The organism is Acinetobacter sp. AM, from assembly GCF_003105055.1.
Lineage (GTDB): Bacteria > Pseudomonadota > Gammaproteobacteria > Pseudomonadales > Moraxellaceae > Acinetobacter > Acinetobacter tibetensis.
Genome location: NZ_QETG01000018.1, coordinates 1 through 24,965 on the forward strand (window position 1 = coordinate 1; position 24,965 = coordinate 24,965).

The window sequence follows — 24,965 nt, forward strand, 5'->3', positions numbered from 1 at the left end:
TATCATCTGTTAAAAGGGTACGTGCCATTGAAATATATAGAAATATAAGGAATTTGAAAGATTATATTAAGTCTTTAAAATCTATTTTTCAAATGAGGACACGCCCTAGACAAAAAGTTGAAGCGTATGTTCAAAGCTATAAAGATGGCGACATTCTGTTTCATGAACCGCTACCTGAAGTCATTTCGGCAGAATATGAACATTATAAAGAAGCTTGTCAGTTACTTGGGGGATTAAGCCAATAAGATTTTCAGGCATAAAAAAGCGAGGTCCGTCTGTAACGACCTCGCTTGAAAGATGATTTCAAATTCATCAGGCATCTTGTTGATTCAAATAACGGGTATCAATACTAAATTTTTCTGGAAACTTAGGCTGAATATCGGCATAGAATTGCATAATTTCTTGCATGTCCTGCTCATAATTACCTGTTGGATAAACAATCTTACCGACACCCGCTTCTTTTTTTACATAATCCATATAGGCCAACGCAATCGGTACACCTGCCTTGACGGCCACATGATAAAAACCCGTTTTCCATTGTTCCTGCTTTGAACGCGTGCCTTCAGGTGTAACCAGCATGACTAATTTAGGATGTGTTTTAAATAAATCCGTCATTAACTCCACCATACTTGGTCGAGCGTCACCTTCATTTTTAGGACGACGATTAATGCCAATTCCACCCATTGCTCGTACAAAAGGACCAAAAGGTAATTTCATATAACTGTCTTTGATCGTTAAACGAACATTGACCCCAAGGGCTTTCAAAGCCAAACGCGCGTAAAGAGCATCCCAATTACTGGTGTGCGGTGCAGCAATCATGACACATTGATCTAAATGCTCAGGCCATTGATTATCTGTCTTCCACCCCATCAATGCCAAAGATTGTTCAGCCAACTTCTCAAACACAGCAACACCAAAACCAACAAAAAAAGACAGCGAATTCTACCAGTCTAATTGAATAAAAAAAGCACCAATTGATTAAAAATCACCCCATTAATATATAAATGTATAAATTGTTTATTACCGCTTTTTAACTCAACCTTTTAATTATTGAATGATTTTCATCATGTAATTTTTTAGACATTAAACTTCGGTAAATATAGATAAATAGGTGATTAATTCTTATTTATGCCGCAGTACTGTTCACTACTACAGCGCATTTCATTTGTAAGCAAATATCTCGTCATTACCATTCAATCCATGCTATGCCCCCTGAACTCAACTTGATTAATGATGAGGATCCACATTACACAATGCTACTTTGCTTTACATTTTAAATATTTTACTTATTTATCAGATAATTTATTTTACCTTTTGGTCATAAAATCAATTAACCATTTACTCCATGACAATACTGGGAATCTAATGATGAATAAAACACTGATTGCTACATTATTAGCTGCTTGTGCATTAACTGCCTGCTCCAAACCTACTCAAAATGCTGAAGTAAACACCACAACATCCGAAGCGAAAGTTGCATCTTCAACTGAAATTGATTCTGCGCATAATGCCCAAAATTCTTTAGATTGGGCTGGAGATTATCAGGGCACATTGCCTTGTGCAGACTGTGAAGGCATTAAGACCTTATTAGTTTTAAATGCCGATTCAACTTATCACTTAACTGAAACATACCTAGGTAAAGGTGATAACAATCCATTTAACTCTAAAGGTCAATTCAGTTTTGACAATAGCGGCAGTGTCATTACATTAGATAAAAATGGTGATCAGCGCAAATACTTTATTGCAGAAAATCGGCTTTATGCACTTGATCAGGAAGGGAAAAAAATTGAAGGCAACTTGGCTGAACATTACATCTTAAATAAAGCGATCAACTAAAGTAATTTTAATTTTTATCTAAAATTCTCCATTAAAAAACCCCGCTTACGCAGGGTTTTTTTGAATCAGATCGCGACTTAGTGAGCAGCGAATTGGTTCATTGTGTTTTTAGCATCATCATGTGCTTTAAGCGCGTTGTCACCAGAGAAGATTTCTTTGTGATCATCACCGATGTCAGAACCCGCCATTGCTTGGTGTTTAACACAAGCGATACCACCGCGGATTTCTTTACGTTGTACGCCAGCAACATAAGCCAACATACCTTCAGAACCGAAGTAACCTTGTGCAAGCTCATGAGTAGAAAGAGCAGCAGTATGGTAAGTCGGAAGTGTGATCAAGTGATGGAAAACGCCCGCTTCACGAGAAGCATCTGCTTGGAATGTACGGATCTTAGCGTCTGCATCAGCAGCTAATTCAGTAGCATCGTACTCAGCGCTCATTAATTTAGCACGGTCGTAAGCAGAAACGTCTTTACCTTCAGCAACCCAACGGTCGTAAGCTTGTTGACGGAAGTTTAAAGTCCAGTTGAATGATGGGCTGTTGTTATAAACAAGCTTCGCATTTGGAACTGCTTCACGTACACGGTTAACCATGTGAGCGATTTCGTCAACGTTTGGAGTCGCAGTTTCGATCCAAAGAAGGTCAGCACCATTTTGAAGGCTAGATACACAGTCAAGAACAACACGGTCAATTTGTGTGTCTGGACGGAATTGGTATAGACCAGAAGCCAAACGTTTTGGACGGTGAAGTTTACCATCACGTTTGATTAGGATTTCGTCTTCTTGCGCATCAGCAATGTCAATTTCAACAGTGTCTAAGAAACCGATGTATTGAGAAGCGATGTCACCTGGCTCTTTAACCACTGGGATTTTTTGAGTCAAGTCAGCGCCTTCAGAGTCAGTACGCGCAACGATGATACCGTCATCGAGACCCATTTCTAAGAATGCATAACGTAATGCATGGATTTTAGAGATGAAGTCTTCATGTGGAACAGTTACTTTACCAGCTTGGTGACCACATTGTTTCGCGTCAGATACTTGGTTTTCGATTTGTAGTGCACAAGCACCAGCTTCGATCATTTTCTTAGCAAGTAAGTAGGTCGCTTCTTCGTTACCGAAACCAGCATCGATGTCCGCAATAATTGGCACAACGTGAGTTTCAAAGTTGTCGATTTGAGCAGTAATTTCAGCAGCTTTAGCAGTGTCGCCAGCTTCTTGAGCTTTTTTAAGCGCACGGAACAAGTCGTTTAGTTCTTTCGCATCAGCTTGACGTAAGAAAGTGTAAATTTCTTCGATTAATGCAGGAACTGAAGTTTTTTCGTGCATAGATTGGTCAGGAAGTGGACCAAATTCTGAGCGAAGAGCAGCAACCATCCAACCAGAAAGGTAGATATAACGGCGTTCAGTAGTACCAAAATATTTTTTGTTCGCAATCATTTTTTGTTGTGCGATAAAACCGTGCCAGCAACCTAATGATTGAGTATATTTGCTTGAATCAGCATCATAAGCAGCCATATCACGACGCATAATTGCAGCTGTGTATTTAGCAATGTCTAAACCAGTTTTGAAACGGTTTTGTAATTGCATACGCGCAGCATCTTCAGGACTGATGTCTGCCCAAGTGCTTCCGAATTTTGCTTTTAATTCGCGGATTGCATCAATCGCTGTTTGGTATGTTGTCATGATATTTTCCTGTAATAATATTAGGATTTCATCAATTGAAGCACTAGAATCTGAATAATCATTTTTGTTCAGATTTACTACACTTCATTACGATGAATACAGATTAGATTGAGTTGTAGAATTAATCCAATATCCTCAAGTAATTTTCGGTATTTTTTAAAAAAATATATAGATCAAAGTCGTATTATAAGCAAACCAATATATTGTAAATACCTGTTATTTAATTATTTATTAAATAACAGAAAAAATATTATTTCTTACAAAATGAGAGATTAGATCACAAAACAAGCATTAGACTTAAGTCTTGCACCCCTAGTTTTGACTATTTCCATCTAATTTCAGCGATTTTATTTCGCAGTTTTGAGCTCTAACATTTAAATACGACTGTATAAAATATAAACTCGATTGTTCCTTGTCTAGCAATTCTTTAAATCGAAAAACCATAAACTCTAGGGGCACTTTAACCATGAACTCAGAATCATGGAGTCTTGGATTTTTAAGGCTTTTAACTTTTATTTTTAGTCATTTTCCTTTACTATTCATTCGCAATTCGTTTCACCTCCCGCCAGCTTTTTTTCATCATATTTTCTACACAAGCCTTATCGCTTATGGCATAATCAACATAATTTCATAAGTTTATTCTTGGTATTTATTTTATGAATCTGGAGCGGGTCGACCTTAATTTACTCATTTATCTTGATGTATTATTGCGTGAAAAAAATGTCACGCGTGCAGCAGAACAATTGGGTGTTACCCAACCTGCAATGAGTAACATCTTACGTCGCCTTCGTAATCTCTTTAATGACCCTCTATTGATTCGTTCTTCCGAAGGTATGACCCCTACCGAACGTGCGCTTGAATTACAGCCACGAATTCGCGATGCGTTGTCAGACCTTTCCATGATTTTAGAACCACGTACAGAGTTCCGTCCTTATACCTCTAATCGTGTTTTTCGCATTATGACTTCTGACTATGCCGAGGCCACGTTAGTTCCTCGTTTAGTTAAAGCCTTACGCTCAGAAGCACCCAACGTCGTGTTGGACTTTTTAACTCCGAGTGACGTGTCCTATCGTGATATGGAACAAGGTAAAGTCGATTTAGCCATCAACCGATTTAATGAAATTCCGCAAAGTTTCCATCAAGTTTTAGTATGGCGTGACAGTTTTTCCTGCTTATTGAATGGTAAGCACCCTGCTGCATCAAATTTAAACTTAAAAAGTTATCTCGATGCGCAACATATTTGGGTGTCTAAAACAGGTATGGGTGTAGGTTTTGGGGTAAATCCTGAAAAACAAGCGGGCTTAGGTTGGATTGATCAAGCATTAGAACGAATCGGGCAAAAGCGTAAAATCTCTGTCTTTACCCGCCATTATCAAATGCCGGCACTATTAGCATCAAATGTCGATTTGATTGCAACTTTGCCAACACGTATTGCGCGTCTACAAGCCAAGAGCCAACATTTACTCATCAAAGACCCACCGTTCTATATTCCTGAATTCGAGTTAAAAATGGCATGGTGTCCTCTGTTACATCATCATCCAGCACACCGTTGGTTACGCCAGTTAATTTTATATGTCGCTCGTCAAATGATCGAAGAAGAAAATCGTGAATTTTTATTAAATAACTCACAATTTTCACATTATTAATTAGATTTTTCTTAAATTCTTCTTTTTTAAGATTATACTGTTAGCACTTCGGGCATAATTCGATTATTCCCCTAGTGCTTTTTTGTGTTAAAAATATTTCATAATAATGATGATCCGCAGGTGGATTTCGTGAGTCTCTTCCAGAATATTATAATCATCGCACTTCTGATTACAGGGGCGGGATTTCTGTCTCTGACTGAAATTGCACTTGCTGGTGCACGCAAAGTCAAATTGAAAATTCTGGCCGAAGCTGGCGAAGAGCGAGCGCAAAAAGTTTTAGATTTGCAGGCAAATTCTGCTGATTTTTTTGCAGCCTCCCAAATTGGTCTAAATGCAGTCGCAATTTTAGGTGGTATTTTAGGTGAAGGGGCTTTTCGTCCTTACTTCATGAGCTTTGTTTCTCGTTTTTATACTGGCCCTTGGTCTGAAACCATTAGCTTTGCTCTATCTTTCACTTTAGTCACCTCCTTGTTTATTTTGTTTGCCGACCTCATGCCGAAACGTTTGGCTATGATTGCTCCTGAAAAAATCTCTATTGCGGTGATTAACCCCATTCAGGTGTTTATTAAGGTCTGCAAACCTTTGGCTTGGATTATTAATGCCCTTGCCAACTTGTTATTTCGTCTATTTAAAGTCAACACCATCCGTGATGACAACATTACCTTTGATGACATTTCTGCCGTAATGGATGCTGGCGCACAAGCCGGGGTGCTACAAAAGCAAGAACACCATTTCATTGAAAACGTATTTGAACTTGAAGAACGTAACGTCCCTTCAAGTATGACCACACGTGAAAATGTGGTGTATTTTACTTTAAATGAATCCGAAGCCAGCATCCGTCAAAAATTGGCGGAATATCCTTATTCAAAGTTCTTGGTGTGTAGTAAAAATATTGATGATGTGATTGGCTATGTCGATGCTAAAGACATTCTGGTCCGTATTCTGAATAATCAATCTTTACTCCAACTCAATGAAAGTACCATTCGTAATGTTCTCACCATTCCAGACACATTAACCTTGTCTGAGTTATTAGACCGTTTCCGCTCAACCAAAGAAAAATTTGCAGTGGTGATTAACGAATATGCCTTGGTTGTGGGCGTCATCACCCTGTCAGACATTATGATTACAGTGATGGGCGACTGGGTTACTCCGATTGAAGCTGAACAACAGATTATTAAACGTGATAATAATTCATGGCTAATTGATGGCAGCACGCCGATTGAAGACATGAAACATGCACTGGCAATCGACGAAATGCCGGATGAAGAAAATTATGAAACTTTGGCTGGTTTTATGATGTACCGTCTACGCAAAATTCCACGCCCTGCCGATACCGTAGAATACGCAGGTTTTAAATTTGAAGTGGTCGATGTCGATCATTTTAAGATTGACCAACTGCTAGTGACTCGCCTACTTCCAGAGTCAAAAGACTCCAATAACACGGAACCGCAGGAATAAAAGTTAGCTATTTCTTACTTTCTAAGCCTTGCAAATGATGCAAGGCTTTTTTTGCACCCAATTGATGCAAATCCATACCAATTTGGTACTCTGACATACTTTATCGATATATATTATTTATTAGAAAAATAGAATAAAAAATACCATTTGTTAAATAATCTTTAAAAAACACCAGTATTTGAATACTATCAATTTCACTCAAATATTAAATAAAACCATCACACTCAAAGGACTGATCCATGCTGACTATCTTAGGCTTGGGCATGATTATTTGCTTTATGTATTTAATCATGTCCAAGCGTTTGAGCGCTCTTGTCGCTTTAACTTTAATCCCAATTCTTTTTGCATTAATTACGTATGCTTTAAGCTTTTTTGTTGACAGTCTAGCAGGATTTAATATTTCAGAATTAGGCAACATGATGATGGAGGGGATCAAGAAACTTGCCCCGACAGGTGTCATGCTGTTATTCGCTATTCTTTATTTTGCCATCATGATTGATACAGGCTTGTTTGATCCATCTGTGAAATGGATTTTAAAACAAGTCAAAGGCGACCCTCTGAAAGTGACTTTAGGGACAATCACATTGACCTTGATTGTGTCATTAGACGGTGACGGTTCAACGACTTATATGATCTGTGTTGCTGCGATGCTACCACTGTATAAACGTATTGGCATGAGCCCTTTGATTATGGCGTGCTTAATGATGCTTGCCAGCGGCATCATGAATTTAACTCCATGGGGAGGACCAACGGCACGTGCTGCAACTGCACTACACGTAGACCCAAATGATGTATTTGTACCAATGCTATTTCCAATGCTTGTCGCAATTATCTGGTTATACTTTTTAGGTTTTATGTATGGTCGCATGGAACGTAAACGTATTGGAATAGTCGAATTAGATATTAGTCATGGAGATAACATTCAAATCTCTCAAGTCCCTGAAGCGAACCGCCATCATCTGCGTGTATTTAATGCAGTGTTAACACTGGGACTCATGTTTGCCTTAGTCATGGGTATTTTACCTGCACCAATTTTGTTTATGGTGGCATTGTGTATTGCGCTGATTGTGAATTATCCAGATTTAGATATGCAAAAGCGTTTAGTTGGCAATCACTCTGCAAGTGCATTGGCTGTGGTCGGTATTATTTTTGCCGCAGGTATATTCACAGGTATTCTTTCAGGCACTGGTATGGTCGATGCTATGTCCAAAGAATTGGTAGCAATTATTCCTCCAAGCATGGGACCTTATTTAGCACCTATCACTGCTGTGATTAGTATGCCACTCACCTTTTTTATGTCAAATGATGCCTTCTATTTTGGTGTACTACCCGTATTGTCTGAAGCCGCTGGGCATTATGGCATTAGCCCTGCTGAAATGGCTCGCGCTGCAATTGTTGGACAACCTGTACATCTCTTATCACCTTTGGTTCCATCGACTTATTTATTGTGCGGACTTGCAGGAATCAATTTTGGTGAACATCAAGAGTTCACCATTAAGTGGGCAGTTATTACTTGCTTAGTGATGTTAGTCACTGCTGTAATTTTTGGAATATTTCCACTTTATTCAACACTTGGATAAAAAACTGCTAATAAAAAAGAGCATCTCATGGTGCTCTTTTTTATTTTCATTGTGCATTAAAAGATTAATACTTTTCCAATAAAGCTTCTAAAACAGATTGATAGTGAATCAAAATATCATCTTCTAGAATTTTGTAGGCGTTGTCGAACTGCACCATTGGCCAACCCTGCTTCCAGAATGGGAAAATATTATGCAAATCTTCTGTCACCATCGCTTCTTCACGGGTAATTGCTTGTGCAATTTGCGCCAGAACTTGTGCTGTTTCAGCCCCATCAATGGCTAAATAATCAATCCCTTGCGCTTTTAAAATACGAATACGGTCTTTTTTATAACGAATTTTTTTCGCTTGAGTTGAATTTAAATGTAAAGCCAACGTCACTGCTTCAACAAAATTTTCTTCAAAAGCTTGGTGTAATGCTACTAAAGCCTGTTTATGTGCTTCCTGACGTCCAGCCTTGCCTCCATCACGAATGATTTGATTGGCTTCAACATTGAGCTTATCGTTTTTCATAGACTTTAAGATGTCTAAAATTTCGATATCACTTAATTGCTCAGGAGATTGTTCAGTCATGCACTGCTCATTTACATTAAAAGGAATCTACTATTCTCTCATATTTCCAACATAAAGAGCAGTCTTTACTTCATGCCTAGGGATGAACATGAAGAGAAGCTTCAATATATTCTCATTACGCTATATTTAAGCTTACTTCATGATCAATAACTCAATGGGTTAAATCACTTCAACCACAATTTTACCAATTTGCTCACCTGTATCCATAGCACGATGCGCATCTTGAATGTGGTCAAATTTAAAAGTTTTATAGATCATTGGAACACATTGACCTTGCTCCAATAACGGCCAAACATGCTCTTGCAAACCTTGGCGAATTTCTGCTTTTTCGGCTGTATTTCGCGCACGCATGGTCGAGCCCGTAATCGTCAAACGCTTCATCATAATTTGACCAAGCTTGACCTCTTTGGCTTTTGCTCCACCAAGGAAGGCGATATAAACCAAACGACCATCTTTACGTAATAAGTTCAGGTTTTGTTCAAGATAAGGTGCACCCACAATATCTAGAATGACGTCAACACCTGCCTGATCGGTCTTTTCTAAAATATAACTTTCAAAATTTTGTGTTTTATAATTAATTGCATCCGTTAAATGAGCAATAGCTTGAACTTTTTCATCTGAGCCAACCGTTGCAAACGTTTTCAGACCCAGTGCATTACATAACATTAATGCTGTGGTCCCAATACCACTTGTGCCACCATGAATCAGCACCGTTTCTCCTGCTTTGGCTTTACCCATTTGAAACACATTGGCCCATACCGTAAAAAATGTTTCTGGAATTGCCGCAGCCTGCACATAGCTTAAGCCTGTTGGAATATTTAAAGTTTGGCTTTCAGGTACAACACAATATTCGGCATAACCACCACCATTGGTTAAACCACACACCTGATCACCGACTTTAAACTTCTGAACATCCGATCCGACTGCAACGACTTCACCAGCAACTTCTAAACCTGGCACAGGAGTCACACCTTTTGGCATTGGATATAAACCTTGACGCTGTAAAATATCTGGTCGATTCAATCCAAAAGCATGGACTTGAACCAAAACCTCATCAGCCTTAGGTTCTGGCACCACAGTTTGCTCAATGGCTAATTTTTCTGGTCCACCTACTTCGGTAATCACTACCTGATGCATCATTGGATTTGTCATGATGTTTCCCTATATTGCTTTATATTCTCACGCTGTATTTGACCATAAATGGATAAACGAATGAAGTAAAACGTCCTTATCAATTCGCCTAAGTGAGTTTGCTCTAGGTATAAAAAAAGCCCCTTTTCAGGAGCTTGTTTTTAAAATATTTATCTTTGCGGTAACGGAATATATTGCGAATCCGAATTCTGGACTTTACGTTCCCCAACCACCACATTCAGAGTTAATGGTTTACCAGCACGTTCGACTTGAATCTTGACGGTACTGTTCGGCGCTTGCAATGCCACATAATTAATCAAATGCGATGCTGAGGTAATTTTTTCCTCATTCACTTGAGTAATTTTATCGCCTTTTAATAATCCTGCTTGAGCTGCTGGCCCATTTTTTAGCACGTCTGCAACAACCACACCCGCTTGTTTTGGTTCAATAATATTTTCTTGCTGTACAGGCATTAAACTAATACCTAACCAACCACGAACCACACGACCATCTTTCAAAATTGAATTAAGCACTTGCTGACAGATTTTTGCAGGAATCGCAAAACCTATCCCCAGTGAACCACCTGATTGTGAGAAAATAGCAGTGTTGACCCCAATTAAATTGCCTGCTACATCAATCAAGGCTCCACCTGAGTTACCAGGATTAATTGCCGCATCAGTTTGAATAAAGTCTTCATAAGTATTAATGCCTAAATCTGAACGCCCTGTTGCAGAGATAATCCCTTGCGTTACAGTTTGACCAACACCAAATGGGTTACCAATTGCCAGTACCACATCCCCCACTTCATTACCACTCAGCTTAAAAGGTAATACAGGCAGTTTATCCAACTCAATTTTAATCACCGCTAAATCAGTATCAGGATCTGTACCAATAATTTTAGCAGCCGCACGTCGACCATCTTGTAATGCAACAATAATTTGATCAGCCTGAGAAACCACATGATTATTAGTCAAAATATAACCATCTGGGCGAACAATCACCCCAGACCCCAGACTATTTTCATTTTGTTCAGGATTTAATTGTTCTGGAAGTTGATTACCAAAAAACTCTCTAAATGCAGGATCATTCATGAGCGGGTGATCAAGTTGTTTGACTTTCTGTGTGGTAAAAATATTGACCACCGCAGGTGCAGCAACTTTTACCGCTGCACTATAAGACACTATCCCACCTGTTCTGGACGTATCAATCAGCGGTTCAACTTTTTCAGCAGGCATTTTTACGCCATCAGGAGCAACAGGCGCTTTTGGTTTTTGGTATTGTTGCCATGCAATAAAACCAATAATCACAATAATGAGTAACACCCAAGGTAACCATGTAAAGGTCCGGCGCACGTTTCTATCCTCTTAAAATATTTTAATTTATTAATAACGAAGAATTTATGCTTATTGTAAAGGCAAATACCGTTCGGTACACAAAATTCATGCAAGAGTTTTGTGATGCTTTAGTTACAATTCAAACTATGTTTTGATGATATTAATTCGTAACTTAAGAGACTTTTATGGCGACTCTGCAAGAAATTCTGCAATGGTGTAATGACACGTTAAAAACTCAAGAGTTTAAAGACTATGCACCCAATGGTTTACAAATTGAAGGACGCTCTGAAGTTAAAAAAATTCTCTGCGCAGTCACTGCTTCTCAAGAGGCAATTGATGCTGCGATCGCACAGCAAGCTGATCTACTCTTAGTCCATCATGGTTATTTTTGGAAAGGCGAACCCTACCCGATTACGGGTATGCGTGGAAAGCGTATTAAGACACTGATCCAAAATGATATTTCATTGGTGGCTTATCACCTTCCTTTAGATTCACACCCAATACTGGGAAATAATGCTGCAATTGCTGAAATTTTAGAACTGGAAAATATTGAGGCTTTAGATGCTTCAGAACGCCACCCTATCGGCAATATTGGTTATTTAAAGCAAGCGATTTCTCCAGAAGCTTTTAAGGAAATCCTCACGGAACGCTTAGGCTTTAACACTATTCATTTAAATGCGAATAAAAAAACCATTCAGAAAGTGGGTTTTTGTACAGGTGCAGCGCAAGACTTTATTGGCAAAGCTGCTGAGCAACTTTGTGATGCCTACATATCTGGAGAAGTCAGCGAACGAACGTATTATGAAGCGAAAGAATTGGATGTTCATTACTACGCTTGCGGACATCATGCGACTGAACGTTATGGTGTACAACGCCTAGGACAAGCTATTTCAGAACAGTTTAATCTTGAGTATAGTTATTTCGAATTAAACAATCCGATTTAATTTGGGCTGGGCAAATTTTCCTTACTTAAAATATGGATTTAAAGCAGTGTGATTAGATTTAAAGTATTTTTTATATACGTATAAATTCGAGCGCTATTCTGTATTGTTATTTAAAAGTATTGCGCAAATTTAGCCCAGAATCCTTTACAATAGTGCCACTTAATGTCAAAACCCAGCAAAATGCAAGGAATTGAAATCATGACAACGATCACTTTACCAGCACTTCCATATGGCTATGAAGATCTTGCTCCTCATATCAGCAAAGAAACTTTAGAATACCATCACGACAAACACCACAATACTTATGTTGTTAACTTAAACAACTTAATCAAAGGCACTGACCTTGAAGGTAAAACTTTAGAAGAAATCATCAAAGCTTCTGCTGGCGATGCTGCTAAAGTAGGTGTTTTCAACAATGCAGCTCAAGTTTGGAACCACACGTTCTACTGGAACTGTATGGCTAAAAACGGTGGCGGTAAAGCAACTGGCGCATTAGCAGCAAAAATTGATGAAACTTTTGGTTCATACGAAAAATTTGCTGAAGAATTTGCTGCTGCGGCAACAACTCAGTTCGGTTCAGGCTGGGCTTGGTTAGTTGCTGATGAAGTAAATGGCGCGCTTTCTATTATGAAAACTGCAAATGCCGATACTCCACTTGCTCACGGTAAAGTAGCAGTATTAACCATTGACGTTTGGGAACATGCTTACTACATCGATTTCCGCAATGCTCGTCCTAAATACATCACAACTTTCTTAGAAAGCTTAGTGAACTGGGACTATGCAAACGCGAAATATGCAGGTCAAGCTGCTGGTGTTGAAAAATAATTTTTATTTTTCTGCATAAAAAATCACCCTTTACGGGTGATTTTTTCATTTTTAGGCTTTAACTGAATAATTATAAATCAAATAAAACAATTATCTTCAGGAACGGGTTGACGACGCCTACTTTCATCCCTAAAATGCGCATCAGATTCTCCAATAGCTCAGTCGGTAGAGCGACGGACTGTTAATCCGCAGGTCCCTGGTTCGAGCCCAGGTTGGAGAGCCACTATTCTTCCATAGCTCAGTCGGTAGAGCGACGGACTGTTAATCCGCAGGTCCCTGGTTCGAGCCCAGGTGGAAGAGCCAAGATTCTAAAAAACCCACACATTATGTTGTGGGTTTTTTATTGCCTATATTTTAAAATCAATCTAATTGCAAATTGTAATTTCGTTGTATTTTGAATATCTTCACCACATAACAACAGCATAGAGAATAAAAATGAATCTGCCTTGGCTAAAATCCCTGATTTTTTGGATTGTTATCATTGTGGTTATTTTTGCTGCCTTTCAATGCACACAAAAGTCTGAAAATAATAAGTCTGCTTCTGCCCTGATGTACGAACGCTTATATCAATGTAGTCGTGATTTAGCTGGGAAAAACCCTAGCGTCTTAACAGCGATTCAAAAACAAATTCATTCGAATATGACTCAACAAGAACTCATGCAATTGATCAATTCATGTCGCCAAGCCAATCCCCTCAAAACGCAAGCCACTTATATTGACGCAATACAGCGTATTAAATAATCTATTTGCCTATTTTTAATTCACTTAACTGAAAATATTTGAATTTTTTAACTTTTTACTTGACCACTTGCACTTCGCCCCCTAAAATGCGTTCCAGATTCTCCAATAGCTCAGTCGGTAGAGCGACGGACTGTTAATCCGCAGGTCCCTGGTTCGAGCCCAGGTTGGAGAGCCAAGATTCTAAAAACCCACTCACTTTGTAGTGGGTTTTTTATTGAGTTCAATTTGTGTTTACATCAATTCAAACGCTGTTTTTTATTATTGGCTGTCTAGCAAGTTTATTTTTGCTTCTGATGCTATTCCAACATTTTTTTTGGAATCGGCAGCAATTTTATCAAAAACCCCTCATTACGGCCTTTGAACAAAAAATGTTTGTTCGACTGAATGAAGCACTGCCTGAACATCATATTTTGGCACAAGTCGCATTTAGTGCCCTAATTACCAGTGACAATTTCAAAATACGTCAACAATTCAATCGAAAAGTCACAGATTTTGTGGTGTTAAATCGTGATATGAAAGTTATCGCAATTATTGAATTAGATGACCCAAGTCATATTGGTAAAGAAGATGAAGATCGTCAACGCGACTTAATGCTGACAGAAGCAGGTTATACGGTATTTCGTTATACCTCTATACCAAGTGCACGCGAACTACGTAAAGATTTGCTTTAATTTCTCTTAAACAATAATATTCATGAACATTTATTCTAATAAAAAAAACAATCTCAACAAATTACCTAAAATTCACAACAAAATTAAAACCATTTTCAATTAATTTTTATTCAACAAATACTTACACTAGCACCAGAGACAGAAAATCCCAATTTACAGGTATAGAACATTTTCAGTATTTGGAACACAGTCAAAAGGTAATTGGATGCTCAAGTTTAGGACAAAAAATAGTGAATGAGCTTTTACTCCCAGCACCCGTATTAATTCTCTCGGAAGAAATGAATTTAGACCTTCGCCTTAGAATATTATTGATGGAGTTAGGCTACCCTGCGCCTTTAATTCACTCTACACCCTATTTAGATGATGCACTTGAAATCTACCGTTTACATTTACCCAATATTGTCCTAGTCGATCTTAATTTTACGCAAGTACCTTTACACGATTTAATACGCTCATTAAAAGCTTATCATCCTTATGTGGTCATTATTTTACTGGCGCCCAAAGGGCAAACAGAGCAAATCTTCCGAGGAATTCAATCTGGCGCATATGGCTACTTTTTTATTGAGCAGACTGACCGTGAGATTTTGCAACAGATCAGAACCATTTTAAGGGGTGGTGCAACCTTACATGGCGAATTGGCACAATATATTCTCAATACTCAGACTCAAAGCCAAACTCAACAATTCATCAACCATTTTAAAGAAAGTCCAAGCCAATTGTTCTCTGATATCGAGTTAGAAATTTTATCTTTGCTCGCAAATCAGTTAAATACTCGTGAAATTGCGCATAAATTGGGGATTCCTCTTTACAGCGTAGAAGGGCGAATCAAATCGATTTACCGGCATTTAAGTCATAAATAAGAAAGAGCCTACTTGAGGCTCTTTCTTTTGACTGTTATTTAATGATTTCTAACAAGGTCCGTTGGGCATTATGCGGCTCTTCCCCTTCTGCCACTTGAGCACGCACCCATGAACCATCACCTTGTAATAGCCATGCTTGTTGATTGTCTTTTAGATAAGTGAGTAAGCCCTGCTGATAAATCCGTTTTTTTAATGTAGGATCTTCAATTGGGAAGCAAGCCTCAACCCGATTAAATAAATTACGATCCATCCAGTCCGCACTTGAGCAGTAGATATGCGGATTGCCATTATTACTAAAATAGTAAACCCGTGTATGTTCCAAGAAGCGTCCAACGATAGAACGTACCCGAATATTTTCTGACAAACCTGGAAGCCCAGGACGTAAACAACAAATAGAACGAATAATAAGATCTATCTGCACGCCCGCCTGCGAAGCTTCATACAGTTTATTAATCAACTGCAATTCCGTCAGGGCATTCACCTTCACAATAATCTGTGCTGGTTTTCCTGCTTTGGCATTGGCAATTTCATCATCAATAAAATTGACCAACTGGGCATGTAACGTAAATGGCGCATGTAAAAGCTTTTTCAGCTTTGCCATTTTGCCCATACCTGTTAACTCTTGGAAAATGCGATGTACATCTTCACACAGTTCTTTGTCGGTTGTGAGTAAACCGTAGTCGGTATAAATACGGGCATTACCTGCATGGTAATTTCCTGTACCTAAATGGACATAACGTACCAGTTTATTATTTTCACGGCGGACAACTAGAATCATTTTGGCATGCGTTTTATAGCCGACAATACCATATACCACCACAGCGCCTGCTTCTTGCAAAACATTGGCCACTGCAATATTCGACTCTTCATCAAAACGAGCACGTAACTCAATCACCGCGGTGACTTCTTTACCATTACGCGCTGCTTCTGCCAAGACTTGTACAATCTCAGAATCTGCTCCACTACGGTACAACGTTTGCTTAATTGCTAGAACTTGCGGGTCTCGCGCAGCTTCACGTAACAAGTTAATGACTGGGGCAAAGGATTCAAACGGATGGTGCAGTAAAATGTCTTGCTTTTGCATCGCTGAAAAAATGTTTTCAGATTTTTTCAACACTTTAGGAATTACAGGCGTATGTGAGTCATAGCGCAAATGCGGACGCTTAAAATTTGACAACAATCGTGCCAAATTTACTGGACCATCCACTTTATACAACTGCTCTTCTTCTAAATCGAATTCATTCAGCAAGTAATCATAAATATGTTTAGGGCAGTTTTCCGTGACCTCTAAACGTACCGCACGACCAAAGCGACGTGAATTTAGCTCACCTTTTAACGCTTTCGCTAAGTCTTCTACATCTTCATTTAAAGCCAAGTCTGCATTCCGCGTTACACGGAACTGATAACAGCCCGTCGCAGTCATTCCAGGGAATAGGTCGGAAACATGCTCATGAATAATCGCAGATAACATGACATGGTGCTCTTTACCACCCGTCAGCTCATCGGGTAAGCGTACAACACGCGGCAATGAACGTGGTGCGGGTACAACAGCTAAATCAATTTGACGACCAAAGGCATCTTTACCTTCCAAAGTCACAATGAAGTTCAAGCTTTTGTTAACTAAACGTGGAAATGGATGTGCAGGGTCTAAACTAATCGGCGTTAATACTGGAGCAACCTGTTCTTGGAAATACTTTTTCACCCAAGAAGATTGAGCGGGGGTTAGCTCGCCACGACGTAAAAAACAAATATCTTCTTCGCGCAGTTTCGCTAAGATTTCTTCATTTAAAATACGGTATTGGCGTTCTATTGCAGCATGTGTTGTTTGCGAAATTTGATCTAAAACCTGTTTTGGGGTCAGACCATCGGGAGTATGACTTTCATTGCCTAAATCCAACTGTTCCAACATGCCTGCAACACGAATTTCAAAGAACTCATCTAAATTTCTTGAAAAAATCAGCAAGAAATTCATGCGTTCTAGCAATGGATGCAACGGATCGACAGCTTGTTCAAGAACACGTAAATGGAAATCTAAAATTGAAAGTTCACGATTAATAAATCGATCATTATAAGTATATTCAACTGGCTCTAATGGAGTCTGTGCCGCCGTATTCATAATCAACCCATGATTTTAAGACGTTATCTGTATAGTCATAAGTATGCTTCAATTTTGTGACATTTTCATAAAAAAGCCCAAAATAATTTGGGCTTATGTTGCTTTATACTGATCGCTGAATTAGGCCGTATTAAGGGATTTGGCTATAACGCATATATTTACGAATCATTCTTTTACGAATTTGGACTTTTCGATCATTTTGATGATCTTGATAGTATTTAGGATTAGGTAAAATTGCTGCTAAAAATACTGCCTGATCACGAGTTAAACTTCGCGCACTTTTGCCAAAATAATGCTGTGTTGCTGCTTCAACCCCGTAAATATTTTCCCCAAACTCTACCGAGTTTAAATAGACTTCCAGAATACGCTGTTTTGACCACATACGCTCCATCATCCAAGTGGCGATGGCCTCTTGCCCCTTACGAATAAAAGAACGCTTATTGTATAAAAATAAGTTTTTCGCCAATTGTTGAGAAATAGTCGATCCGCCCGCAACCACTTTGCCTTTGTCTTGGTTACGTTCTAAAGCGTATTGCATGCCTTCCCAGTCAAAACCATGATGGTGCATGAATTTTCCATCTTCAGAAGTGACCACAGCGCGTTTTACATAATCGCTAATCTCATCATAATCCCGCCATGTGTGCTGAATTGGTTTTGATGGTTCAGACCAGTAATCTAGACGCATGAACATCGTGGTTTCGACTGGATGTGTACGCCACCAGACTAAACTACTAAAAATCCATAGCTGTACAAGTAGAATCAAACTGACAATGACTAACAAAGTTCGAACAAAAAAAGCTTTCATGTCAGTAAGTTGCTCCTAATATTTTCATTCTTTCGTGCTAAGCTTGGTTAAAATGTAGATTCAAAGTCAAACAATAGCATGTCTCATTCAACACCACCTTGGGTTCCAAGCAAACTGAATATGCAGGATTGGTGGCTCACCACCCTTTTCATTGCCATCAATGTGGGTTTATTCCTCTGGCAAATTGTCTCAGGGGTCAATGTCAGCGATCCAAGCCTAGCAGATGCTATTCGCTGGGGAGCTGATTATGCACCTTTAACCTTTTTAGAGGAACCCACTCGCCTGTTCAGCAGCATGTTTTTTCATTTTGGGCTGATTCATTTAATGTTAAACATGTGGGCATTGTATATTTTTGGCAGTGTCGCAGAACAACTCTTTGGTCGGTTCTATTATTTCATGCTCTATTTTGCCGCAGGATTAATGGGAAGTCTTTTTAGTGGTTATTTGGCGATACATGACACGGTAAGTATGCTGAATCAACAGGTGATTGATCCCGCTTTACTTCCGCATGTCAGCGCAGGTGCTTCTGGTGCTGTGATGGGCTTAGGTGGTGCATTAACCTTACTATCCCTCTTTCCTGTTCTACCACAACAACGCTTTATTCTAGATAAAAAGACCTTAATTATGGTCATGGGCATTAACTTGGTGATTGGACTCACGATCTCTGGAATTAATAATGCTGCGCATGTTGGTGGAATGCTAATGGGCGCGGTTCTCGCAGGTATTTGGTATTTGTGCCAAAAGTGGCAAAAACCTGCCCTAAGCTTGATTTTAGGTACAACTGTAGCTGTCGTGAGCTGCTGGTTTCTATACCAGTATTGCCTGCAACAAGTTCAACTGATTCAACCGATTTGGGCTGAATTATTACAGGCTATGCGTCAACGCTACCATTTTTAAAGACAGCGAGAGGAATCTTAAGATTGATTCATCTCTCTTAAACTTTGTAAAGGCGGGATATCGCAGAGATAACTCAAACGATAACGCCCAATCAGCGCGCATAACAACATCATGCTCACGGGTAGAATCAACCAGATTTCCCAATGGACTTGCATACTTAGATTCATTCGATAACTAGCAATCGCACTGATCAATTCGGCAAAGAAACAAGCCACAATACCCGCCAATAACCCCATAAAGCCAATTTCCAGTGTCAGCATATTTTTGAGCATGCGCTTAGAGCTACCAAATGAACGGAGTAAAGCAACTTCCCTTTTTCGCTCATCCATCAATAAATTAAGACAGGCAATTAAGACCAAAATACCCGCAAGACTGACCAATGAAGCAAGAATAGTGACGACTTGAATCAACACATTCATCAAGCGCTTAATCTCATCCAGTATTAAGCCCACATCAATAAAGACGGTATTACTAAATTGCTGAATTAATTGAATCAGTTTTGGTTTGTCTTGTTCTGGAACATAAAAACTCCCCAAATAACTGCCTGCATTTTCATCGAGCGTTTGTGGTGAAAAAATAAAGAAAAAGTTCGGGCTAAAACTTTCCCATTCAACTTCTCTTAAATTGACTACTTTGGCGTGTAGCATGCCTTCAGGCAAACTAAAGCTTAACCGATCACCCACCTGTATACCCAATTCTGCCGCGGTTTTCGCTTCGACAGAAACCTCTCCAACATGAGTAAATTTTGCTTGTCCTTGCACAATCTTATTGTCTGTTGGCAAGCTGCTACTTTGCGTCAGGTTTAACTCACGGCGTAATGAGTTATTTTCTTTAACCAATTGCTCCGAAAAAGGTTGTTCATTTTTGGCCACCAATCGACCTCGAATATTCGGATACAATGGTGTGCTATTCCAGCCATGTGCCTGTAATTGCTGTTTAAACTGGGGTAGAGCAAATGGCGGCAAACCATACACAAATTGATTAGGCGTACCTTGTGGCAACTGTTGTTGCCAACGTTCTAACAAGTCTGTACGCAGGACGGCCAATACTGTAATCAAGCTTAGTCCTAGTGCCAATGCCGTAATCTGAAATGCAGTCTGATAAGGTACTTTAACATAGGCCGAAACCGCCATTTTTAAGCGTTTTAAAGCTTTTAAAACCAGCCAGACCAAAATATACAAGAGCACACTTAGGGCAATAATGCCACCAATCACCAAACTGGTTAACAGTAAATTCTCTGTCAGTATCAGACTAAAAATAAATAAACTCAGTGTGCCCGACAGTAAGGTCCATAATAAAACTTGCATAGACTGCGTTTGCTGACGAATCACTCGGATTGGTGGGGTGTACATCAATTGCCATAAATTCGGCAAAATAAAACCAGTTAACACCACTGCACTGGTCAATATGGCAATCGGTAATGGCCCTTTCAACATTGCCCATGCAGAAAACTGAAGCTGCAAATTCGGAATCAGTTGTAGCATAAGCTGTAACAACCCATACCCCAAAGCCATTCCAAGTAACACCCCAATCAAAATGGCAATGCTTAATATAACCAACAAAAGAGAGGCGTAGACTTTTAAAATTTGGGCTTTGGAGGCCCCCATGCAACGCAATAAAGCAATATAGTCTTGGTTTTGCTGTACATAACGTTGACTGGTCAATGCAATCGCGATACCACACAGCAAAATGGTCAAAATATTTGCCAACTGTAAAAAGGTATCTAAATTCTCAATTGGGCGCATCAAGCGCGTATTGCCTTCAGTGGCATTCCGCAGTTTCAACCCATTGGCATCTTCAGCATTGACAGCGGAGGATTGTTGTTTTGCTTGTCGCTGCTTAAATTGCGTCTGAAACTGTTGAATATTCTTCGCATCGCCCGCCATCAGTAGACGGTAATCAATTCGGCTGCCGACTTGAATGGCGTTGGTCCGTGCAATATCTTGTTGTGCAATCATCACTGTTGGTGAAAAACCCGAAAAACCAAGTTCCTGATTCGAATCATGCTGAATCTTTGCAGAGACTTTAAACGTGCCATCTGCAATTTGAATTTGGTCTCCCAACTTCACATGTAATAAATCCATCACCCGTGGACTTAACCAGACTTCCCCACTTTGAATCGCCTGCTGTTGAGGCTGAAGCTGTAACTGTCCTCGCAATGGAAAATGTGCATCAACAGCTTTAACATTGACCATGACAAATTGTGACTCAGTATGTGCCATGGAGTTAAACACAGTGACTTGCGACTGTTTTAAATGTAACGCAGTCGCCTGATCTTTCCAACGCTGTTCAATTTCCGACTGATCCGACAACACCAAATCTGCGGCCATCAGCTCTGCGGCTTGTAAAGTCACTGCATTCTGGATTTGCTCATTACTAAATTTGAGTGCTGTGGTCACGCTAATGGCCAGTAGTAAAGCAATAATCAACAAATACATACCGCTACTTTTCAGACTTTGCTTGAATAAAGGTCGAAATAGAGCACTCATGCGTGATCACCGCCTTGCACGTGTTCATGCAACTGACCTTCAAATAAATGCACATGGCGCTGACATTGTCTCGCCAATTTCAAATCATGCGTGACTAAAACCAGTGTGGTGCCTAACTCCTGATTTAAAGCAAATAGTAACTGCTCAATCTCTTTGGCTGTTTGACTGTCTAGATTTCCCGTGGGTTCATCTGCAAAAATAATTTTAGGCTGGCAAATTAAAGCTCGCGCAATCGCCACACGCTGTTGTTCTCCACCAGAAAGTACTTTTGGCGTTTGCTCCGCCTGTCGCTCTAACCCGACCTTTTTAAGTAGCTCTAAAGCACGTTGTTCTGCCTCCGCATATTGAAAATTAGCGTGCAAACGCAAAGGCAACATGACATTTTCTAATGCGGTTAAGTGCGGTAAAAGTTGAAAAGATTGAAAAACAAAACCAATATACTTCAAACGGACAAGCGCTCGCTGTTCTTCATTAAGCGCAGAAATATTTTCTCCACAAACGGTTAACTCACCACCACTGGCTTGATCTAAAGTTGCTAAAATTCCCAACAAAGTCGACTTACCAGAACCTGAACGCCCTGTAATGGCAATTTGTTCACCTTCCATAATGTCGAGATTTAAATTTTCAAAAATTGAGAGACTTTTATCTGCAAGTTGTATTTTTTGTGTCAAATTCTGGGCAGAAATTACGGCTTGTGGCATGATGAATCTCTCTTCTATTGTGCTCAGGTTTTCGTCAGTTACTATGCGTCAATATCGTTTCAAAGTATTCGTTTATTCTTCGGTGATAGGGCTAATGCTCTGCCTAAATCCAATGCTGACCTCAGCTAAAACTATTATGATTCTCGGTGATAGTATTAGCGCAGGTTATGGTCTACAGCCACAACAAGGATGGGTCACACAGTTACAAAAACGATTAGACCAACAGTATCCGAAACAGCATCAAGTGGTCAATGCGAGTGTGAGTGGTGAAACTAGCAGTGGTGCTTTAGCACGTTTACCCAAACTACTTGCAACTTATAAGCCAAATATTGTGGTCATCGAACTGGGGGGAAACGATGGTTTGCGTGGTCAACCACCACAAATGATTCAACAAAATCTAGCACGTTTAGTTGAGCAAAGCCAAAAGGCGAAAGCAAAAGTTATTTTGTTTGGAATGAAAATTCCACCGAATTATGGCACCGCTTATAGCAAGGCTTTTCAACAAAACTACACGATTGTCAGTCAACGTTATCAAGTGAAATTACTGCCTTTCTTTTTAGAAGGCATCGCAGGTCATAAAAATTTAATGCAAAACGATTTAATTCATCCCAATGCACAAGCACAAGTAAAATTATTAAATCTCGCTTATCCATACATTAAAGGCGCTTTATAAAGCGCCTTTAATCACATCCATATTTTTATAGATCAGATGTCTTAGAAATCAAAAAAAATCACTTCGCCAGTTTCTAATGAATATTCAGCACCCACAACAATCATCTTGCCTTTCGCAATTAATTGTTCCAATACAGCCGAACCATGGCGTAATTGATTGACCGAAGCAAATACATTTGAACGGACGGCGTGGTTCGAAAGTTTTTTCAAATCGTTTTTCAGCTCAGTCTGCATCAAAGTTTCGACAGATGGGCGCACACGGTTCACAATTGACATTAAATTATTTGATGGTGGACAGTCTGGGTTCATTAAAGTGTCAATGGTCGCTTGAATGGCGCCACAATGGCTATGGCCAAGAACAACAACCACTGCGCAGTCATAACGTTCAGCAGCAAATTCCACACTACCCACTTGCGAAGGCGCAACCACGTTACCCGCAACACGAATAACAAATAGATCACCTAAGCCTTGGTCAAAAACCATCTCGGCAGGAACACGCGAGTCAGAACAACCCAGTACAATTGCAAATGGATTCTGATCTTCCGACATTTCAGCACGTTCTTGGTGCGTCAATTGTTTAGGGAGGGTTGTTTCCCCAGAAACAAAACGTTGGTTTCCTTTTTTAAGACGGTCTAATGCTTCTTGAGCCGTTAGCATTCTTTTTTCCACCATGATTTGAAGTGTCAATATTCTAATACCAGCAAAAATGAATGTCACTTGCAAAAAAGAATACAGCTAGGCATTTTTAGATTGGCAAAAAAGTTCAAACACTTTTTCCATTACTTTGAAGTAAATCACATTATTTGGTTTTTATATCAATCATCTCAATAAACTTGTTCGTGACATTTTAGTGATTGTATTTACAATAGATCTTCATAAAGTCAAAGATTATTCTTTATACCAATTCCAGCTTTTTTGCAGTTTCAAAAATAGATTTTCGACAATAGAATTTTAGTGACAAGGATTTAAGTCAATGACACAAAGCAGTCAATATTTTTTTCATTTTGTTACTGCAATGGGAATCCTCATTACAATGTCATTGCTCAATATTGCTTCTGCCAAACCCCTACAGCTTTCTTCTGAGCAAATTACGCTACAAAATTATTTACAACAAGAACGTGAAGATTCTGGATTAAAAACCAAAACCCTCAAAGTAGGGGATATTCTTTGGAGCTATAACGAAGGAGGATCGAGCCAAAAACCTACTGTTTTACTGATTCATGGGTTTGGAGGAAATCGTGACAACTGGAACCGTGTCGCCTCTTATCTAACGCCAAACTATCACGTGATTGTGCCTGATTTACCCATTTATGGGGACACCAAAGTTCCTTCAAATTTTGATATTGCTGTTCCCAATGTCACCTCCAGCCTTCGACAATTTGCCGAAGCCATTGATATTGAAAATAAATTGAATATTGCAGGTCACTCTTTGGGTGGCTCAATTGCTACGCTCTATGCTGCGCAATATCCTTTTGATACGCAAAGCTTATTTCTGTTAAATAGTGCAGGCATCTATAAAAAAGCCAACACGCCGTACACGAGAGATCCTCATTTTTTAAAGCATATTATTGTGTCAAAACCTGGTGATTATGACGAAGTTCGCCATGAGATTATGCAAAATCCACCGAAACTTTCACCCGAACTCAAACGTGCTAAAGAGCAATTATTGATTGCTCAAGCAGGCAGAAATAATCTGGTCATTGAGCAAATTTCGACATTAAATCGTATCTATACCCCTGAAACCTTTGCCAGAATTACCCGCAATGTAGAAGCGCCAACTTTAATTTTATGGGGCAAACAAGATAAAATTTTTAATGTTGAAGTTGCAGATGAATTAAAATCCCTGTTGAAACGTGCCGAAGCACCTGTCATCCTGAATAATGTAGGTCATATGCCTTTGTTGGAAGCAGATAAACAAGTTGCGAATTACTATCTTCCGTTTCTTGCAAAGACCCAAAGTCTGAAAAATCCCTTGGCAGACCAACTGATTCCCTTACATTAAATTT

Annotated in this window: 23 protein-coding genes and 3 tRNA genes; 16 read left to right on the plus strand and 10 right to left on the minus strand. The window is 39.4% G+C overall.

What is annotated here, in order from left to right; translation table 11 throughout:
* On the plus strand, positions 1-245 hold a 245-nt coding region (locus DCO44_RS16760; RefSeq protein ID WP_116761738.1), incomplete at its 5' end, for a hypothetical protein.
* A 67-nt stretch (positions 246-312) separates the two neighbouring features.
* On the opposite strand, the gene DCO44_RS10635 is transcribed toward DCO44_RS16760, so the two are convergent.
* Complete coding sequence (locus DCO44_RS10635) at positions 313-906, minus strand: 1-acyl-sn-glycerol-3-phosphate acyltransferase (protein ID WP_116761740.1); 594 nt, start codon at positions 904-906, stop codon at positions 313-315.
* Positions 907-1,368: 462 nt separating this feature from the next.
* Between DCO44_RS10635 and DCO44_RS10640 the strand changes: the two genes are divergently transcribed.
* The gene (locus DCO44_RS10640; protein WP_116761742.1) at positions 1,369-1,836 is read left to right on the plus strand and encodes a copper resistance protein NlpE; all 468 of its coding nucleotides are present in this window, start codon (positions 1,369-1,371) and stop codon (positions 1,834-1,836) included.
* A gap of 77 nt (positions 1,837-1,913) precedes the next feature.
* Here the strand turns inward: DCO44_RS10640 and DCO44_RS10645 are convergent, their stop codons facing one another.
* On the minus strand, positions 1,914-3,518 hold the full coding sequence (locus DCO44_RS10645; RefSeq protein ID WP_116761744.1) for an isocitrate lyase: 1,605 nt from the start codon (positions 3,516-3,518) through the stop codon (positions 1,914-1,916).
* Between the two features lie 656 nt (positions 3,519-4,174).
* On the opposite strand from DCO44_RS10645, the gene DCO44_RS10650 reads away from it, so the two are divergent.
* The 3 genes from DCO44_RS10650 (at position 4,175) to DCO44_RS10660 (ending at position 8,202) form a co-directional block, all read left to right on the plus strand.
* Positions 4,175-5,164 (plus strand): LysR family transcriptional regulator, encoded by a 990-nt coding sequence (locus DCO44_RS10650; protein WP_016166891.1) that lies wholly within the window; start codon positions 4,175-4,177, stop codon positions 5,162-5,164.
* Positions 5,165-5,293: 129 nt separating this feature from the next.
* On the plus strand, positions 5,294-6,622 hold the full coding sequence (locus DCO44_RS10655) for a hemolysin family protein (RefSeq protein ID WP_116761856.1): 1,329 nt from the start codon (positions 5,294-5,296) through the stop codon (positions 6,620-6,622).
* A gap of 239 nt (positions 6,623-6,861) precedes the next feature.
* Positions 6,862-8,202, plus strand: coding sequence for a CitMHS family transporter (locus DCO44_RS10660; protein ID WP_116761746.1), 1,341 nt, complete (start codon positions 6,862-6,864; stop codon positions 8,200-8,202).
* Positions 8,203-8,266: 64 nt separating this feature from the next.
* Here DCO44_RS10660 and DCO44_RS10665 read toward each other — a convergent pair whose 3' ends face one another.
* The 3 genes from DCO44_RS10665 to DCO44_RS10675 form a co-directional block, all read right to left on the minus strand.
* The gene (locus tag DCO44_RS10665) at positions 8,267-8,773 is read right to left on the minus strand and encodes a hypothetical protein (protein WP_116761748.1); all 507 of its coding nucleotides are present in this window, start codon (positions 8,771-8,773) and stop codon (positions 8,267-8,269) included.
* Between the two features lie 159 nt (positions 8,774-8,932).
* Entirely contained in the window at positions 8,933-9,925 is a 993-nt protein-coding gene (locus DCO44_RS10670) for an NAD(P)H-quinone oxidoreductase (RefSeq protein WP_116761750.1), read from the minus strand.
* Positions 9,926-10,074: 149 nt separating this feature from the next.
* Positions 10,075-11,256, minus strand: a complete 1,182-nt coding sequence (locus tag DCO44_RS10675; RefSeq protein ID WP_116761752.1) for a S1C family serine protease — start codon at positions 11,254-11,256, stop codon at positions 10,075-10,077.
* Between the two features lie 167 nt (positions 11,257-11,423).
* Here DCO44_RS10675 and DCO44_RS10680 point away from each other — a divergent pair, with 167 nt between their 5' ends.
* From DCO44_RS10680 to DCO44_RS10715, 8 genes are all read left to right on the plus strand, one after another.
* Complete coding sequence (locus DCO44_RS10680) at positions 11,424-12,182, plus strand: Nif3-like dinuclear metal center hexameric protein (protein ID WP_116761754.1); 759 nt, start codon at positions 11,424-11,426, stop codon at positions 12,180-12,182.
* 198 nt (positions 12,183-12,380) lie between these two features.
* Positions 12,381-13,007: a superoxide dismutase gene (locus DCO44_RS10685; protein ID WP_116761857.1), complete on the plus strand. Its 627-nt coding sequence runs from the start codon at positions 12,381-12,383 to the stop codon at positions 13,005-13,007.
* A 147-nt stretch (positions 13,008-13,154) separates the two neighbouring features.
* A tRNA-Asn gene (locus tag DCO44_RS10690) sits at positions 13,155-13,230 on the plus strand.
* A gap of 4 nt (positions 13,231-13,234) precedes the next feature.
* Positions 13,235-13,310, plus strand: a tRNA-Asn gene (locus DCO44_RS10695).
* A gap of 132 nt (positions 13,311-13,442) precedes the next feature.
* Positions 13,443-13,748 (plus strand): hypothetical protein, encoded by a 306-nt coding sequence (locus DCO44_RS10700; protein WP_116761756.1) that lies wholly within the window; start codon positions 13,443-13,445, stop codon positions 13,746-13,748.
* A gap of 99 nt (positions 13,749-13,847) precedes the next feature.
* Positions 13,848-13,923: transfer RNA gene (locus DCO44_RS10705), tRNA-Asn, on the plus strand.
* Positions 13,924-13,975: 52 nt separating this feature from the next.
* Positions 13,976-14,419, plus strand: coding sequence for a DUF2726 domain-containing protein (locus DCO44_RS10710; protein WP_228157542.1), 444 nt, complete (start codon positions 13,976-13,978; stop codon positions 14,417-14,419).
* Between the two features lie 230 nt (positions 14,420-14,649).
* The gene (locus DCO44_RS10715) at positions 14,650-15,279 is read left to right on the plus strand and encodes a response regulator transcription factor (RefSeq protein WP_116761758.1); all 630 of its coding nucleotides are present in this window, start codon (positions 14,650-14,652) and stop codon (positions 15,277-15,279) included.
* Between the two features lie 34 nt (positions 15,280-15,313).
* Here DCO44_RS10715 and ppk1 read toward each other — a convergent pair whose 3' ends face one another.
* Both ppk1 and mtgA read right to left on the minus strand, forming a co-directional pair.
* Positions 15,314-17,395, minus strand: coding sequence for a polyphosphate kinase 1 (gene ppk1 / locus DCO44_RS10720; RefSeq protein WP_116761760.1), 2,082 nt, complete (start codon positions 17,393-17,395; stop codon positions 15,314-15,316).
* Between the two features lie 130 nt (positions 17,396-17,525).
* The gene (gene mtgA, locus DCO44_RS10725) at positions 17,526-18,200 is read right to left on the minus strand and encodes a monofunctional biosynthetic peptidoglycan transglycosylase (protein WP_116761762.1); all 675 of its coding nucleotides are present in this window, start codon (positions 18,198-18,200) and stop codon (positions 17,526-17,528) included.
* 78 nt (positions 18,201-18,278) lie between these two features.
* Between mtgA and DCO44_RS10730 the strand changes: the two genes are divergently transcribed.
* Entirely contained in the window at positions 18,279-19,097 is an 819-nt protein-coding gene (locus DCO44_RS10730) for a rhomboid family intramembrane serine protease (protein WP_116761764.1), read from the plus strand.
* 17 nt (positions 19,098-19,114) lie between these two features.
* Here DCO44_RS10730 and DCO44_RS10735 read toward each other — a convergent pair whose 3' ends face one another.
* Both DCO44_RS10735 and DCO44_RS10740 read right to left on the minus strand, forming a co-directional pair.
* Positions 19,115-21,586, minus strand: a complete 2,472-nt coding sequence (locus DCO44_RS10735) for an ABC transporter permease (RefSeq protein ID WP_116761766.1) — start codon at positions 21,584-21,586, stop codon at positions 19,115-19,117.
* Positions 21,583-22,287 (minus strand): ABC transporter ATP-binding protein, encoded by a 705-nt coding sequence (locus DCO44_RS10740; RefSeq protein ID WP_116761768.1) that lies wholly within the window; start codon positions 22,285-22,287, stop codon positions 21,583-21,585. Before DCO44_RS10740 ends, DCO44_RS10735 begins: the two co-directional genes overlap by 4 nt.
* Before the next feature lie 94 nt (positions 22,288-22,381).
* Here DCO44_RS10740 and DCO44_RS10745 point away from each other — a divergent pair, with 94 nt between their 5' ends.
* On the plus strand, positions 22,382-22,960 hold the full coding sequence (locus DCO44_RS10745; RefSeq protein ID WP_416224527.1) for an arylesterase: 579 nt from the start codon (positions 22,382-22,384) through the stop codon (positions 22,958-22,960).
* A gap of 41 nt (positions 22,961-23,001) precedes the next feature.
* On the opposite strand, the gene DCO44_RS10750 is transcribed toward DCO44_RS10745, so the two are convergent.
* Positions 23,002-23,616: a carbonic anhydrase gene (locus DCO44_RS10750; protein WP_116761772.1), complete on the minus strand. Its 615-nt coding sequence runs from the start codon at positions 23,614-23,616 to the stop codon at positions 23,002-23,004.
* 376 nt (positions 23,617-23,992) lie between these two features.
* On the opposite strand from DCO44_RS10750, the gene DCO44_RS10755 reads away from it, so the two are divergent.
* Entirely contained in the window at positions 23,993-24,961 is a 969-nt protein-coding gene (locus DCO44_RS10755; protein ID WP_228157543.1) for an alpha/beta fold hydrolase, read from the plus strand.
* The last annotated feature ends 4 nt before the right edge of the window (positions 24,962-24,965 follow it).

Excerpts from the sequence above, each read along its gene's own strand:
- DCO44_RS10740 (WP_116761768.1), bottom strand. The coding sequence starts at position 22,287 with ATGCCACAAGCCGTAATTTCTGCCCAGAATTTGACACAAAAAATACAA.
- DCO44_RS10735 (WP_116761766.1), bottom strand. The coding sequence starts at position 21,586 with ATGAGTGCTCTATTTCGACCTTTATTCAAGCAAAGTCTGAAAAGTAGC.
- DCO44_RS10745 (WP_416224527.1), top strand. The coding sequence starts at position 22,382 with ATGCTCTGCCTAAATCCAATGCTGACCTCAGCTAAAACTATTATGATT.
- DCO44_RS10665 (WP_116761748.1), bottom strand. The coding sequence starts at position 8,773 with ATGACTGAACAATCTCCTGAGCAATTAAGTGATATCGAAATTTTAGAC.
- ppk1 (WP_116761760.1), bottom strand. The coding sequence starts at position 17,395 with ATGAATACGGCGGCACAGACTCCATTAGAGCCAGTTGAATATACTTAT.
- mtgA (WP_116761762.1), bottom strand. The coding sequence starts at position 18,200 with ATGAAAGCTTTTTTTGTTCGAACTTTGTTAGTCATTGTCAGTTTGATT.
- DCO44_RS10680 (WP_116761754.1), top strand. The coding sequence starts at position 11,424 with ATGGCGACTCTGCAAGAAATTCTGCAATGGTGTAATGACACGTTAAAA.
- DCO44_RS10730 (WP_116761764.1), top strand. The coding sequence starts at position 18,279 with ATGTCTCATTCAACACCACCTTGGGTTCCAAGCAAACTGAATATGCAG.
- DCO44_RS10685 (WP_116761857.1), top strand. The coding sequence starts at position 12,381 with ATGACAACGATCACTTTACCAGCACTTCCATATGGCTATGAAGATCTT.
- DCO44_RS10645 (WP_116761744.1), bottom strand. The coding sequence starts at position 3,518 with ATGACAACATACCAAACAGCGATTGATGCAATCCGCGAATTAAAAGCA.
- DCO44_RS10700 (WP_116761756.1), top strand. The coding sequence starts at position 13,443 with ATGAATCTGCCTTGGCTAAAATCCCTGATTTTTTGGATTGTTATCATT.
- DCO44_RS10755 (WP_228157543.1), top strand. The coding sequence starts at position 23,993 with ATGTCATTGCTCAATATTGCTTCTGCCAAACCCCTACAGCTTTCTTCT.
- DCO44_RS10750 (WP_116761772.1), bottom strand. The coding sequence starts at position 23,616 with ATGCTAACGGCTCAAGAAGCATTAGACCGTCTTAAAAAAGGAAACCAA.
- DCO44_RS10660 (WP_116761746.1), top strand. The coding sequence starts at position 6,862 with ATGCTGACTATCTTAGGCTTGGGCATGATTATTTGCTTTATGTATTTA.
- DCO44_RS10640 (WP_116761742.1), top strand. The coding sequence starts at position 1,369 with ATGAATAAAACACTGATTGCTACATTATTAGCTGCTTGTGCATTAACT.
- DCO44_RS10650 (WP_016166891.1), top strand. The coding sequence starts at position 4,175 with ATGAATCTGGAGCGGGTCGACCTTAATTTACTCATTTATCTTGATGTA.
- DCO44_RS10670 (WP_116761750.1), bottom strand. The coding sequence starts at position 9,925 with ATGACAAATCCAATGATGCATCAGGTAGTGATTACCGAAGTAGGTGGA.